This is a genomic window from Negativicoccus succinicivorans (assembly GCF_014207605.1).
Lineage (GTDB): Bacteria > Bacillota > Negativicutes > Veillonellales > Negativicoccaceae > Negativicoccus > Negativicoccus succinicivorans.
The window spans coordinates 79,378-92,269 of sequence record NZ_JACHHI010000006.1 but is presented as its reverse complement, the minus strand read 5'-3'; the positions used below and the strand labels follow the sequence as shown (position 1 = coordinate 92,269).

Genomic DNA, 12,892 nt, shown 5'->3' with positions numbered 1-12,892 from the left:
AGTGTCTGCGAGAAAAATGGTTTAAGCGTTGACCGGCAAAACAAAAATCCGTCTCGCTTGTCTCGATTGCCGGGCGCTATTCGTGACGGTCACAAACAATATTTGGTGGACACCAACATCGGCAAACGCAGCTGGGCGGAGTGGCGAGAATGGATTGAAGCGGTAAATGATGATTTACCCGATCCGGAAAGCCTTGCCGATACATGGGACGATATGCCGCCATTATCGGCGCCATTGATTAACGGCATTTTACGGCAAGGCCACAAAATGCTATTGGCGGGCGCGTCCAAGGCGGGCAAGTCGTTCGCATTAATTCAATTATGTATCGCCATTGCTGAGGGCAAACAGTGGTTAGGTTTCGATTGCGCGCAGGGACGCGTGTTATACGTCAATTTGGAGCTGGACAGGGCAAGCTGCCTACATCGTTTCAAAGAAGTATACGAGGCTACAAAGACTGCGCCAAAATCAATAAAATCCATTGATATTTGGAATTTAAGGGGAAAATCAGTGCCGATGGATAAGCTTGCGCCTAAACTCATCAGAAGGGCGCAAAAAAAGAATTATATCGCGGTTGTTATTGACCCGATATATAAAGTTATCACCGGTGATGAAAACTCCGCAGACCAGATGGCACATTTTTGTAACCAATTCGATAAGGTATGCACGGAGCTGGATTGCGCCGTTATTTATTGCCATCACCATTCCAAAGGAACGCAAGCCGGCAAGCGGTCAATGGACAGGGCAAGCGGTAGCGGCGTATTTGCCCGCGACCCTGATGCGCTGATTGACATGACGGAACTGGACACGGAAAACATCGACACCGGCGGACGAACGGCGTGGCGGATTGAAGGAACGTTGCGTGAGTTTGCTCCATTTGAGCCGATTAACATCTGGTTTGATTATCCGCGACACTATCCGGACGCGGAAGGCAAATTGACAGGAAAAAAAGTTTTGGAAAGCGTGCCGACGGCTATGCAATTGAGCCGAAAAGGTAACGATGCCAAACAGGACAGAAAACAAAGACGGCTTGATAGCCTACAGACAGCATTTGACCTATATTCCCAAGTTGGCAAAGGGAGCAAGGCAACGGTGAACGGCTGGGCAAAGCTTGAAGATGTTGCGGAATATTTGCAAGTATCAGTCAAAACGGTACAAAGCTACATCAAAGAACAGGCACGGGACGGAGGAATATTCCGATACAAAAACGGAGAAATGTATGTGGTTGACGAATGTAAACAAGAGTAGCGGGAAAGGCGGTTAACAATAGGGCGGAAAAACCCGTAATTATATATAGGGATTTTCTTCCGAAAATAGACAGGGGAAAGTAGGGGGAGATAAGTCGGGGGTGCAAGTCCCCCGACTATATCTAACCCACCCACTTGCCCGCTGGCAGTTGATGTTGTGATTGTTAAGCTATTGTTTTACTGTTTATCAAGCGAAAGAAAATAAAAATGAAGCGTGGCGGAGGTGCTAACGATGGCAAAAAAGGCAGAAAGGGCATTAAACGAAGAACAATTAGAGCAGGTACAAGAATTATTGAAAGGCTTTAACGAATATCAAGTTTTTGAAATTATTTCAGGCTTGAGAACGTGCGACGCTAATGTGTCAATATACGCCAATACAAAATATAGAGATAATCAAATGCGCCAAATTCGCTTTGGTCTTGAAAAGGGGGTTGATGTGTCTTGCTATGCTGACCCCAAGTTCAAATGGAAGCAAATGTGGCAAATCCGAGAAGGACTTGAAAGCGGCGTTGACGTGAGTATTTACGCCGATCCTAAATTCAGTGACCTACAAATGAACGCAATTCGTATCGGACTTGTAAAAGGCCTTGACGCAGCGTCTTATGCTGATCCGGAAATCGGATCATTTGAGATGAAACAAATACGAGAATCCATGGAAGAAGCGGCGTCTAAATGACGAACGGCAAGCAAAAAGGAAAGCGCGGCGAACTTGAGTTTGCCCGATTATGCCGCGCCAACGGTTGGGAGGCGCGACGCACGGCGCAATATTGCGGAAATACGGGAGAGGCCGCCGACGTGGTCGGCCTTCCGGGCGTGCATGTGGAGGTCAAACGAGTAGAGCGGCTGAACATTGAAGACGCAATGGCGCAAGCTCGACGAGATTCTCAAAAAAGCGGTCGGGTGCCGATAGTGGCGCATCGTAAAAATAACTGCGAGTGGCTGATCACAATGAGCGCGGCTGATTGGTTTGAAATGTTTAGAGAATGGAGAGGCGATCAAGATGATTGAGAAGGTAAATAAAAGCGGCGTATTAATGGAAGAGGTGCAGAACATTACTAGCTATTGGTTCGGTATGAAAGCAAAAGGCTTATTTTATGACGAAGAGGATGCGTTTTTTCAGGAAGAGGACTACGCAAGGGAAATCGTTTATGCGGTTCGGTGCTGGCTGCTAAAAAGACGCGGCGGCGAGATTGACGATGAAACGATGAAAGAGTTCGTCGGCATTCTGGTCGGTAAAAGACTTTAACAGAGCAAGGAGAAAAGCAAACATGAATAACGACATCATTAATCATCCGGCGCACTACACGGACGGAAAGTTTGAAACGATTGAGGCCCTCGAATCGTGGCGGCTTGGGTATCACTTAGGGAACGCGGTCAAGTACATTTCTCGCGCCGGTAAAAAATCTAAAGATACCGAATTAGAGGACTTACGAAAGGCTCGCTGGTATATTAAACGCTATCTTGACCATCACCAAGAGAAAGTGGAAAGCATCGGCGCGATGGAGTATGCCATGGATAAGGGGCTTGATCAGGATCTTACCTTGGCCGTGCGGTACTTGGCCGCGCAGCCGAAATACTTTTACGTGCTTCAGGCCTTGGTGGCACTGGAAAACGCAATCAGGGTCAGAGAGGCTCGCGCGAATGATTAAAGGTAACCGTCAAGCGCGGGCGGAGCTTGAGGGGCTGCGTGAATTAAATGCGCGGATTGACGCGTTAATCATGGATAAAGAGAAATTGGCCGCCCGCGCGACGAGCCTCGCGCGCCCTTTTTCCGAGCCCGTCTCGGGCACCCGCCAATCCGACATCGCCAACGCGGCCGCTAAACTTGCGGATATGGACGCTGAAATCGACAGGACAATAGATGAATACAGCGGACGTAAAAAGCGCATTTTGATACGTATCAACGCAATTACAGATATACGATACAGAACGCTGCTATTTCTCTATTATGCGAATACCGTTCCCCTGCGTTTGCATCAAGTGGCAAGAATAATGCATTATCAATATTCGACAATAAAATACATGCACGGTTGCGCGCTTGATGAGTATCAACAAAAATACTTCCCGCCGTAAGTATCTACCAAAAGCTACCTTGTAATGCGGTATAATGATAGTGTGAAATTATAGGCACTCTTCCGGGAGTGCTTTTTTATTGCCCTGAAGGTGGTGAACCAATGGCGGAGGCAAAAAAGAAAACAAAAGACAAAGGCGGAAGGCCGCTTGCGGTGACGCCTGAGGTTGTCGGTAAACTGGAGAAGGCTTTTACCGTTGGCGCGAATATCACTCAGGCCTGTGATTTCGCGGGTATTTCCCGTGATGCGTATTACAATTATTGCGAACGGAATGAGGGGTTTACCGACAAAGTAGCGGAATGGAGCGCGCGGACAGGACTGCGGGCAAAATACAACATTCACAAGGCGATTGAAGCGGAAGATGTTGATGTGTCTAAATGGTATCTTGAACGGACAGATGACGCGTTTAATCCTAAAAAGCGGGCGGAAATAACCGGAACAGACGGCGGCGCGGTACAAATAGAATTTGGCTGGGCAAGCGATGAGTAAAGTCGTTATACCGTACACGCCGCGCGCATTGTGGAAAACAGAGATCCACCCGGGACTAGAAAAGGCGCGTTTTTCCGTTGTGGTTGCGCATCGTCGTTTCGGCAAAACCGTCGGAATGATTAATCATATGCTAAAGCAGGCGATATTGTGCGATAATCCGTCGCCGCAATATGCGTACATTGCGCCGTTTCGAGTACAGGCGAAACAAATAGCGTGGGCGTACTTAAAATATTACACGTCGCCGATACCGGGGCGGCTGGTGAATGAATCGGAGTTGTTTGTTGAATTGCCGTCACGGCACGATAACAGACAAGGGGCGCGCATATATATCAAAGGCGCGGACAATCCTGATTCATTGCGCGGCAGCTATTGGGACGGCGTTGTACTGGACGAATACGCGCAAATAAAGCCGGAGGTCTGGAACGAGATTATTCGTCCGGCGTTGGCTGATCGTTCCGGTTGGGCGACGTTTATCGGCACGCCAAAAGGGCAAAATGCTTTTTATGAGATGTACCAGCGTGGCTTGCAAGATCCGGCGTGGTACACGTGCCGTTTTACGGTAGCCGATAGCGGTATTTTACCGGAAGAAGAAATTGAAGAAATGAAGCGGGATATGTCCGACGATGCAATCCGGCAAGAATTGTATTGCGATTTCACGGCGTCGGCGTTTAATGTCCTTATTTCGATTGATTTGGTAGCGCAAGCAAGGGCGCGGCGGGTCGTTGAGGAGGATATAACGGGCGCGCCGGTTGTCTTGGGCGTTGACGTCGCGCGGTACGGTGCGGACAGTTCTTGCATCGTGCGGCGTCGCGGTTTATGCATGTATGAGCCGGTCCTGTTTTCCGGCGTGGATAATATGAAACTTGCGGAAATTGTCGCGCGGGAAATTGAAACGCATAAGCCGGACGCAGTATTCATTGATGCCGGACGCGGTGAGGGTGTGATTGACCGTTTGCGGCAATTAGGCTACACGGTGATAGAAGTGCCGTTCGGTGGGAAAGCGGTTAGAGATGACAAGTACGTCAACCGTCGGGCGGAGATGTGGGACGAAATGCGCGCATGGCTACAACGTGGCGGAAGTTTGCCGGAACATGAACGACTGCAAGCGGAGTTGTCCATACCGGAATACGGTTACGATGCGAAAGGACGCATATTACTGGAAAAGAAAGACAGAATCAAGGAACGTAGCGGCCGATCTCCTGACGTGGCAGACGCGGCCGCTTTAACGTTTGCGGCGCCGGTGGCGAGTCGGTTAGCCGCGGTGCGGAAAACACGCGCCAACACGCAATATTCATTTTTTTAAGGAGGAGAAAACATGTGTAAATTTATTGCTAACGCTTTGGGATTTCGTTCGCCTCGTATGCCGGAAATTAAACAGCCGGCGCCGACAGCGCAAGCCGTCAACGTGACGGACGACACGACGGGGGAAGAAATGGCAGTCGAAAACCGGCGCAAAAAACGCGGCTTCTTATCGACGCGTTCCATGGGGACGATTCTCGGAAGTTCTGACGTAGCCGGGAAAAAGACATTAGGGTAAATCATGGAAACGATACTGGCAAGAAGTCCGACTGCGAAATACAAGGGGCAAAAACGGCCGGCAAGAGAAAAAGCGCAAAAACGGTTTGACCGACTGTTCCGCAAGCGCGAACCGTATGTTAAATGGTGGCGGGCGATCCGCAAATACGAATTGCCGTTCCATGGTGATTTTGAGGAAAACAAGGCGCGGGGCGAATCGGAAGAAATTTATAACTCGACGGCGCGCGATGCCGCTGCTATTTTCGCCGGCGGTGTCATGAGTGGACTAACGCCGCCTTCGCGTCAATGGTTTAAGTTGGCACTTGCGGGCAAAGACACGCCGAAAGAAGCGGGGATAATCCTTGACGAGCGACAGGCGATTATGCAAAACGTCTTGGCGCGCAGTAATTTCTATCACGCGGTTTATAGTTGCTATCATGATCTACCGTTCGGGCAAGCGCCGCTGGGTATCTTTAGCGCCGCCGACGGTGTCCATTTCATGCATTATCCTATCGGCAGTTACGCGCTAGATACCGACGCGACGGGGCGGGTCAATACGTTTGCGCGCAAAGTGCGAATGACAGCCGCGCAGATCATTGAGCAATTTGGCGAAGAGAACGCGCCGCAGTCGGTGCGGGACGCCGCAAAGAATAAAAGTGATCGTGTGTTTGTCGTGTGTTGGCTGGTAGAACCTAACACGGAACGGCGGGGCGGGCGTCTTGGTCCGCAGTCAATGCCCTATCGGTCTTTATATTGGGTCGAGGGGTCGCCGACTGATGAATATTTGGCGCTTGGCGGTATGGAAGAATGGCCCGTGCCGGTCGCGCGGTATCAGGTCATCGGACTAGAACCGTACGCAAAGGGCGCGGGCTGGTACGCATTAGCCGATAGCAAGATGTTGCAAGTTATGGAACGCGACATTTTGACGGCAATTGAAATGGGAATCAAGCCGCCGATGCAAACGAGCGGGGCGACGATGCCTAGCGTGAACATGTTCCCGGGCGGTGTAACCGTCAACGCCGTGGCGGACGGTGTGCGGCCGTTGTTTGATGTACAGTTAAACGTACAAGCCGTACAGGCAAAAATTGAACAGACAGAACAAAAGGTGCGGCGCGCATATGCGGCGGATCTTTTTTTGATGCTGGATCAGATTGAACGCGGACAAATGACGGCGCGGGAAATTATGGAACGCACGCAAGAGAAATTGCAACAGTTAGGCCCGGTCGTTGAGCGGTTGCAATATGAATTCTTAAATCCGACGCTTGAACGCGTATACGGGATATTGGATCGGGGCGGAGTGTTCCCGCCGTTGCCGCCGGAGTTGGCGGAACAGTTGGGCGAAGAAGAAGTTCGTATTGAATACATTTCGCCGTTAGCGCAAGCGCAAAAAATGTCCGGACTGATCAATATTGAACAGACATTGGCGTTTGCCGGACAGGTCGCGCAAATGTTCCCTGAAGTGTTGACGAAGATTGACGCGATGGCGATGCTTGACGTTTACCATGACAACATCGGCGCGCCGGCGGCAATGCTCCGATCAACGGAAGAAGCGCAACAGATTATCGCGCAACAACAGGAGGCGCAACAACAGGAAGAAGCGCAAGCGGCGCAAATGGCAAGTATTCAACAGGCGGCGCCGTTGGCACAAGCGGCGAAGAACTTGACCGACGCAGCAAACGACGGTAACCCGGCTATTCGTGAATGGTTGGGAATGCCTAACGCCGGAGGTGGCGCTCCGTGATGACAAAAGAAGAACGACGCGCACAGAGAGAAGCGGAAATGGTGAATCGGCTGGATCGTGACGCGTTGCAAGACGTACTACAAACGCGGTCCGGCCGCTGGTTTATTATGCGATTATTTGACAGTTGTCACGTATTCGAGCGGACAATGACGGGTAATTCGTGGACATACTTTAACGAAGGCGCGCGGGACATGGGGCTGCAATTGCGCGGGCGAATTATCCGTGACGGTCATGTAGATGCGTTACAACTTGCAGAACGGGAATATGTGGAAAAAATAACGGAATTACAGAAGTTACGAAAGGAGGACTGATCCAATATGCCGGAAGAAATGGCGAACGATAACACGAACACGCCAAACACGGAAGATATTGAAAGCACGCAGGAAACGGAACAACAACCCGACGTGGCGGAATCGTCAGTGCCGGAAAGTTACGACTTTGCGGAGTTTTGTGTGGACGGGGTAGAGTTGGACGAAGAACGCGCGCAACAATATTCTGAGGTGTTGAAAGAGGCGGGAATGTCGCAAGAACAAGCGAATGCCGTCACTAAATACGGTCTTGCATATGCGCAGGAGGTGGCGCAAGAAGTCGCAACGCAATACGAGCAGACACAGGCGCAAGAAATTAAGGGCTGGGCAGACGAGGCGCGTACAGAGTTAGGCGGACAATTCGATGCGACGGTGGCACAAGCCGCTATCGGTGTTACGTACATGGAAAAGAACGTTCCGCAATTGCGGGAAATGCTTGACGCGACGGGCTTTGGTAACCGTGTAGAGGCGATCCGCTTATTTGCACAGATTGGGCAAATGGTGGCGGAGGACGACGGCCGCGCGAATCGTGGCGGCGCATCAAACACGAGCGACGTCGCAGGATTTTATAAGAATACCGATTTTAGTGTTTATTAATTGGAGGTAGAAAAACATGCCAACAGTAGGAAATTTAGCGTTAACGCTTGCAGACTTGCGTAAACGCACAGGCCCGCAGGGTGAGATTGATTGGGTGCTGGAAGCACTGAACGAATCGAATCCGATTTTGGACGACATTCCGTGGTTGGAAGGTAACTTGCCGACGGGTAACCAAACGACGGTGCGCACGTCGGTCCCGATGCCGTCGCTGCGTCGCATTAATCGTGGTGTCGATCCGTCGAAGTCCACAACGAAACAGGTCGCCGATACATGCTCCATTTTTGAAGCACGTTCGGAAGTGGACATTGAATTGTTGGCGCTTGCTCCGGACAAGGCGCAGTTCCGTCGTTCGGAAGATGTTGCGCATATTGAAGGCTTTGGGCAAGCGGTGGCGCGTAATATTCTTTATGGTGATTCAATGACGAATCCGGACGAATTTAACGGCTTGGGCGTTCGTTATAACGTACTGAAAGGCGAAAAAGGTGATCCGGGGTATCAGGTTGTATCGGCCGGCGGCACGGGCAAAACAAATACGTCGATTTGGATTGTCGGCTGGGGCGAACGTACCGTGACGGGTATTTATCCGCGCAATACGTATGCCGGTCTGAAAGTCCGCGACTTGGGCGAAAATGATGCGGTAGATCCGGACGGCCGCAAGTTCCGCGCGGTGTCCACTTTGTTCACTTGGAAACCTGGCCTTGCGGTACGCGATCAACGCGCCGTTGCGGCGGTTCGTAACATTAACACAAGCAATTTGTTAAGCCTTGACAGCGACGGCAAACGTTCCTTGATTGAGAAATTTATTCTTGCGAAAAACCGTTTGCGCAACTTGGACACGGTGAACGCGGTGGCGTATGTCAATGATGATGTATATTCGTTCTTAGAAATTTATTTGATTGATAAGAATAACGTACATGTAACGCGCCGCGATCTTGCCGACGGTCAGCAGGTCCTGTATTTAGCGGGTATTCCTGTTCGCAAGCTGGACGCGTTGCGTAGTGATGAAGCGGTCATTAAATAAGGAGGGGTCTTAATGATTTACGATGCAGAAAATACATTTCTTTGGCAAAAAGACGTTGCGTCAGTAGGCACGGGCGGCATTGATTCCGATGTTGTCTATTTGGGTAAAGGCGACGCCGTCCAGCCGTTGTGGCTGGCCGTGACGGTATCGGCGCCGCTTTCTGATGATGCTACCGTCACGGTGGAAACGTCGGAAAAAGAAACAATGGCGGGCAAAAAGACGCTTGGCACGTTTACGCTTGCAAAGGGTGAACGCAAGCTGGCGGCGAAATTGCCGGTCGGTGTGCTCGGTTATGTTCGTGTCCATGTGGCAGCGGCTTCCGGCACTTTGGGCGCGGCGAAAATGAACGCCGTTTTGGTCTTGGATACTGACCTGTAAAATGGAAGCATTAATTTTTGGACGGTTGGGACGGCGGAACGTTGACACGATGTCGGCAAATGAGTGCCGCGCGCGTTTAGACGCCGCGGGTATTCCGTATGCGGACGATGCGACATTGGCGCAGCTCCGTCGTGCCGTCAAGGAACTTGAGGGGGCGTAAGCTCCCTCTTGTTTTTTTATATGTTTAGTCAAAAGGCCGCTTATTCTAGCGTCTTTTTTAGTAAGCATATAAGGAGGAACAAGCAATGACAATCACCGACATTTGCAATTTGGCGCTATCTCATTTAGGCGTCGGGACGATTCGAGACGTACACGAAGAAACGGAAACAGCGCGGGCGTGTAAATTGTATTATGACGCGACGCGGCGCATGCTGTTGCGCGAATATCCGTGGGGCTTTGCCCGCCGTGTGGAACGTTTGGCGAAGATGCCGGACAAACAATTTCCGGGACATAAAAACGTGTATATGTATCCGGAATTGTGTTTGTATATCTACCGACTGACAGACGGAACGCCGACGCCGGACGAGCGGCCGCAGTTTGAGGTGTTTAATTTGGACAATAGCACAAAGGTCATTGCGACGGATATAGACGACGCGTGGGCGGACTATGTCTATGACGTAACCGATCCTGATGTGTGGGACGCGGTATTTTTGGAGGCAATGACGCGTAAACTTGCGGCGGATCTTTGCATGCGGCTTGTCGGCAATCAAGGCCTGTTCGAGCAACAATTTAATTTATATCGGGCGGCGCTTGACATGGCAATGACGCAAGTGGCAAAAGAACGACAAAGAGATCCTGAGCCGCTTAATCGGTATAGCAATGCGAGGTGGCGTTAATGGGACAAGGTGTCGGCCCGATGTACGCGATTCAGCCGGCGTTCACAACGGGAGAAATTTCGTACGACGTGGCGAACCGTGTAGACTTGGAAAAATACAAGTCGGCACTATTGCGCGCCAAAAACGCGATTATTCGGCCCTATGGTGCGGTGTGTCGGCGGGCCGGTAGTGAGTTTATGGGCGAGGCGTTGTATTCAGACAAAGACGCTATTTTGGTGCGTTTCGCGCGTGATGCGGACAATGGGGATCTGCTGGAGTTTGGCGATAAATATATTCGCGTTTGGCACAACGGGAAAGATAGCGGTGAAATTATTGATGCGCCGTTTACGCAAGCAATGCTTAAAAAATTGCGCTTTGCGCAGTCCGCCGATACTTTGTTCATTTGTTCGGGCGATTTGCCCGTGTATACGTTAGTTAGGGATAGCGGCTATTCGTGGACGGGCGATTGGTCGGGCAACTGGACATTAAAAGAATATGAATTTTCGCACATGTACTTTGAAAGCGAAGATGATTACGGATCGGCGGACGTTACGCCATACGAAACATTTGGTAACAATGTTGAGGTGGTCGCGCATTCGAGGTCCATTCATTCACGACTTAAGGGCGCGCATTTACAGGTCACGCATCGTATGCCGGCGCAGTCGGTGAAGGTGGATTTTGCGGGCGAGACAACAACAAAACGCACCATTACGTCCGCGCCTATTTATGTGGGCAAACAATGGAAAATTACGACGTCGGGACTTTGGGCGGGCGATGTATTTTTGGAGTATTCCTATTCGGGCAACGGAGGCTGGAAAGAATTCCGCCGTTATTCATCAGATAAAAACTTTAACGCGACAGAATCGGGAACAGTAGACGAAGAAATGTATTTGCGCATTTCCGCCGTAGCAAGCGGCAGCAGTTTGACGGCGACGCTTACGCGCCTTCCCTATATGCATGAGGGCGAAGCGGTTATTAATTCATGTTCCGGATCTACCTTGAATGTGTCTGTAATAAAACCGTTCGGGTCTACCGATACGACAAAATTATTCAGCATCAGTCCGTGGGACGCCGCGCGCGGTTATCCGCGTGCTTGTTGCTTTTATCAGGACAGGCTGGTATTGGCGGGAACAAGAGCCTATCCGCACAAAATATGGTTAAGTCGGACGGGCGATTATGCCAATTTCAGCGTAGAAAAGGCGGCGGGACAAGTAACCGACGACTCCGCCGTGGCGTTGTCCTTAATTTCGCGCGAAATGTACAACATTCTGCATCTTGTTCCCGCACAGGATTTAATCGTATTAACGGACGGGAACGAATGGATCGTGCCGGGAGATAAGCCGATCACGCCGAAAACGGCGCAGGTCAAGACGCAGACCATGCGCGGGTCGGCAGAGTGTGAACCGGTATATATCGGCAACAGGCTTGTATACGTACAAGCGCGCGGCGCAACGGTGCGCGATATGGGCTATTCGTATGAATCGGACAACTACAACGGGATTGATTTGACGCTATTGGCGAAGCATCTGGTGCAAGGTCATTCCATTGTGACGGCGGCTTACGCGCAAGAACCGGATTCTGTTTTATACATGGTGCGCGATGACGGTGTTCTGCTTTGCTTGACGTTGATCCGCGAACAAGATGTTTACGGTTGGTCGCACTGGACGACAGACGGAAAATATTTGTGGGTCGAAACAGTGCAGGAAAACGGCGAAGAATCGGTTTACGTTATTGTCGAGCGCAACGGCAAACGGTGTATTGAGCGCTTTCGCTCCGGTTGCAATGTCTACATGGACAGTTACGTACAGGCGCAAAACGGCACAATTCAAGTGCCGCATCTGCAAGGAAAAACGATTGCCGCGGTGGCGGGCAATAAGCGACTACCGGACGGAACGGAAACGAGCATTCAGGCGGACGCCGCCGGCCTTTCGTATGAAACGAAGATCGAGCAGCCGGGCGTCGAGTTGCAATTAAATAACGGTACTGTACAGGCGCGAACGATACGCGTGAATGAGGTAACATTGCGCGTATCCAACTCAAAAGGCGGCAAAATAGGCCACAATTTCAAATACATGGACGCATTGCCTTATCCGTCGGCGGAAAACTTTACGGGGGATATTTTGGCGGTTATGCCGAATACGGACGTCGGCTTTAACACGCGCGGGCGCGTCTGTGTTTCGTCCGATGAACCGTTTCCGTTGAACGTGTTGGCGATTATTCGTTCCATTTCTGTGGGTGGCGGTCATGTCCAAGGTTACAACGGTTGACGCGCGAAGTGTTGACGTATCTGTGTTGCATCGTTTGGGCACGAACATGCGGCCGCACGATGTGGAAGAATGTGAGGCGTTTGGCTTATCTCCGGTGGAGGCTGTGTTACAGTCCGCCTATCATGCGCAGAGTGAATCTTTTGTGGTGCTGGACGAACAAGGGGAGGCGCTTTGGGTATACGGGCGCGGTCCGGTCATCGGCGCGGACGGTGTCGGGATTTGGTGCTTGGGGCGCATCGGATCAGAAAAACACGCAAAATTCTTTTTACGAGAAAGCAAGCGCGTTATTAATCAATGGCTTAATGAAGGCGCGGTGCTTTGGAATTATGTGAGCGTCAACAATGCGCCGTCGTTGCGGTGGCTTGCGTGGCTTGGCGCGACGTTTGGCGATGAAGTCGAGATCGGCGGCGTGCAGTTTGTAAAATTCGAGATAAGGGGGAAATAA

At 50.9% G+C, this 12,892-nt stretch carries 18 protein-coding genes; all 18 read left to right on the top strand.

Going from position 1 to position 12,892, the window contains the following annotated elements; genetic code table 11:
* On the top strand, nt 1-1,245 hold a 1,245-nt coding region (locus tag HNR45_RS06540; protein WP_184327587.1), incomplete at its 5' end, for an AAA family ATPase.
* 231 nt (nt 1,246-1,476) lie between these two features.
* Nucleotides 1,477-1,920, top strand: coding sequence for a hypothetical protein (locus HNR45_RS06535; protein WP_159822560.1), 444 nt, complete (start codon nt 1,477-1,479; stop codon nt 1,918-1,920).
* Entirely contained in the window at nt 1,917-2,252 is a 336-nt protein-coding gene (locus tag HNR45_RS06530; RefSeq protein WP_159822558.1) for a hypothetical protein, read from the top strand. The genes HNR45_RS06535 and HNR45_RS06530 overlap by 4 nt, the downstream gene beginning before the upstream one ends.
* Nucleotides 2,245-2,490, top strand: coding sequence for a hypothetical protein (locus HNR45_RS06525; RefSeq protein WP_159822556.1), 246 nt, complete (start codon nt 2,245-2,247; stop codon nt 2,488-2,490). Before HNR45_RS06530 ends, HNR45_RS06525 begins: the two co-directional genes overlap by 8 nt.
* Before the next feature lie 22 nt (nt 2,491-2,512).
* Nucleotides 2,513-2,893 carry a DUF3310 domain-containing protein gene (locus HNR45_RS06520; RefSeq protein WP_159822555.1) on the top strand — a complete coding sequence of 127 codons (381 nt, stop codon included), beginning with the start codon at nt 2,513-2,515 and terminating at the stop codon, nt 2,891-2,893.
* Nucleotides 2,886-3,317: a hypothetical protein gene (locus tag HNR45_RS06515; RefSeq protein ID WP_159822553.1), complete on the top strand. Its 432-nt coding sequence runs from the start codon at nt 2,886-2,888 to the stop codon at nt 3,315-3,317. Before HNR45_RS06520 ends, HNR45_RS06515 begins: the two co-directional genes overlap by 8 nt.
* A gap of 101 nt (nt 3,318-3,418) precedes the next feature.
* The gene (locus HNR45_RS06510) at nt 3,419-3,805 is read left to right on the top strand and encodes a hypothetical protein (RefSeq protein WP_159822551.1); all 387 of its coding nucleotides are present in this window, start codon (nt 3,419-3,421) and stop codon (nt 3,803-3,805) included.
* Nucleotides 3,798-5,108 (top strand): terminase large subunit domain-containing protein, encoded by a 1,311-nt coding sequence (locus HNR45_RS06505; protein ID WP_159822549.1) that lies wholly within the window; start codon nt 3,798-3,800, stop codon nt 5,106-5,108. Before HNR45_RS06510 ends, HNR45_RS06505 begins: the two co-directional genes overlap by 8 nt.
* Nucleotides 5,109-5,120: 12 nt before the next feature.
* Nucleotides 5,121-5,342 carry a hypothetical protein gene (locus HNR45_RS06500; RefSeq protein ID WP_159822547.1) on the top strand — a complete coding sequence of 74 codons (222 nt, stop codon included), beginning with the start codon at nt 5,121-5,123 and terminating at the stop codon, nt 5,340-5,342.
* 3 nt (nt 5,343-5,345) lie between these two features.
* Nucleotides 5,346-7,061, top strand: a complete 1,716-nt coding sequence (locus HNR45_RS06495; protein WP_159822545.1) for a portal protein — start codon at nt 5,346-5,348, stop codon at nt 7,059-7,061.
* A complete protein-coding gene (locus tag HNR45_RS06490) occupies nt 7,058-7,372 on the top strand; it encodes a Bbp19 family protein (RefSeq protein ID WP_159822543.1) in 315 nt (104 codons plus the stop codon). Before HNR45_RS06495 ends, HNR45_RS06490 begins: the two co-directional genes overlap by 4 nt.
* Before the next feature lie 6 nt (nt 7,373-7,378).
* Complete coding sequence (locus tag HNR45_RS06485; RefSeq protein WP_159822542.1) at nt 7,379-7,966, top strand: hypothetical protein; 588 nt, start codon at nt 7,379-7,381, stop codon at nt 7,964-7,966.
* A gap of 16 nt (nt 7,967-7,982) precedes the next feature.
* The gene (locus HNR45_RS06480) at nt 7,983-8,987 is read left to right on the top strand and encodes a major capsid protein (protein WP_159822540.1); all 1,005 of its coding nucleotides are present in this window, start codon (nt 7,983-7,985) and stop codon (nt 8,985-8,987) included.
* Nucleotides 8,988-8,999: 12 nt separating this feature from the next.
* Nucleotides 9,000-9,365 carry a hypothetical protein gene (locus tag HNR45_RS06475; protein ID WP_159822538.1) on the top strand — a complete coding sequence of 122 codons (366 nt, stop codon included), beginning with the start codon at nt 9,000-9,002 and terminating at the stop codon, nt 9,363-9,365.
* A gap of 1 nt (nt 9,366) precedes the next feature.
* Nucleotides 9,367-9,525, top strand: coding sequence for a hypothetical protein (locus tag HNR45_RS06470; protein WP_159822536.1), 159 nt, complete (start codon nt 9,367-9,369; stop codon nt 9,523-9,525).
* A gap of 85 nt (nt 9,526-9,610) precedes the next feature.
* The gene (locus tag HNR45_RS06465) at nt 9,611-10,201 is read left to right on the top strand and encodes a phage connector family protein (protein WP_159822534.1); all 591 of its coding nucleotides are present in this window, start codon (nt 9,611-9,613) and stop codon (nt 10,199-10,201) included.
* Nucleotides 10,201-12,447 (top strand): phage nozzle protein, encoded by a 2,247-nt coding sequence (locus tag HNR45_RS06460; RefSeq protein ID WP_159822532.1) that lies wholly within the window; start codon nt 10,201-10,203, stop codon nt 12,445-12,447. Before HNR45_RS06465 ends, HNR45_RS06460 begins: the two co-directional genes overlap by 1 nt.
* Nucleotides 12,425-12,892, top strand: a complete 468-nt coding sequence (locus HNR45_RS06455; RefSeq protein ID WP_159822530.1) for a hypothetical protein — start codon at nt 12,425-12,427, stop codon at nt 12,890-12,892. Before HNR45_RS06460 ends, HNR45_RS06455 begins: the two co-directional genes overlap by 23 nt.

Excerpts from the sequence above, each read along its gene's own strand:
- HNR45_RS06485 (WP_159822542.1), top strand. The coding sequence starts at position 7,379 with ATGCCGGAAGAAATGGCGAACGATAACACGAACACGCCAAACACGGAA.
- HNR45_RS06520 (WP_159822555.1), top strand. The coding sequence starts at position 2,513 with ATGAATAACGACATCATTAATCATCCGGCGCACTACACGGACGGAAAG.
- HNR45_RS06515 (WP_159822553.1), top strand. The coding sequence starts at position 2,886 with ATGATTAAAGGTAACCGTCAAGCGCGGGCGGAGCTTGAGGGGCTGCGT.
- HNR45_RS06470 (WP_159822536.1), top strand. The coding sequence starts at position 9,367 with ATGGAAGCATTAATTTTTGGACGGTTGGGACGGCGGAACGTTGACACG.
- HNR45_RS06500 (WP_159822547.1), top strand. The coding sequence starts at position 5,121 with ATGTGTAAATTTATTGCTAACGCTTTGGGATTTCGTTCGCCTCGTATG.
- HNR45_RS06525 (WP_159822556.1), top strand. The coding sequence starts at position 2,245 with ATGATTGAGAAGGTAAATAAAAGCGGCGTATTAATGGAAGAGGTGCAG.
- HNR45_RS06460 (WP_159822532.1), top strand. The coding sequence starts at position 10,201 with ATGGGACAAGGTGTCGGCCCGATGTACGCGATTCAGCCGGCGTTCACA.
- HNR45_RS06475 (WP_159822538.1), top strand. The coding sequence starts at position 9,000 with ATGATTTACGATGCAGAAAATACATTTCTTTGGCAAAAAGACGTTGCG.
- HNR45_RS06530 (WP_159822558.1), top strand. The coding sequence starts at position 1,917 with ATGACGAACGGCAAGCAAAAAGGAAAGCGCGGCGAACTTGAGTTTGCC.
- HNR45_RS06535 (WP_159822560.1), top strand. The coding sequence starts at position 1,477 with ATGGCAAAAAAGGCAGAAAGGGCATTAAACGAAGAACAATTAGAGCAG.
- HNR45_RS06480 (WP_159822540.1), top strand. The coding sequence starts at position 7,983 with ATGCCAACAGTAGGAAATTTAGCGTTAACGCTTGCAGACTTGCGTAAA.
- HNR45_RS06465 (WP_159822534.1), top strand. The coding sequence starts at position 9,611 with ATGACAATCACCGACATTTGCAATTTGGCGCTATCTCATTTAGGCGTC.
- HNR45_RS06505 (WP_159822549.1), top strand. The coding sequence starts at position 3,798 with ATGAGTAAAGTCGTTATACCGTACACGCCGCGCGCATTGTGGAAAACA.
- HNR45_RS06455 (WP_159822530.1), top strand. The coding sequence starts at position 12,425 with ATGTCCAAGGTTACAACGGTTGACGCGCGAAGTGTTGACGTATCTGTG.
- HNR45_RS06495 (WP_159822545.1), top strand. The coding sequence starts at position 5,346 with ATGGAAACGATACTGGCAAGAAGTCCGACTGCGAAATACAAGGGGCAA.
- HNR45_RS06510 (WP_159822551.1), top strand. The coding sequence starts at position 3,419 with ATGGCGGAGGCAAAAAAGAAAACAAAAGACAAAGGCGGAAGGCCGCTT.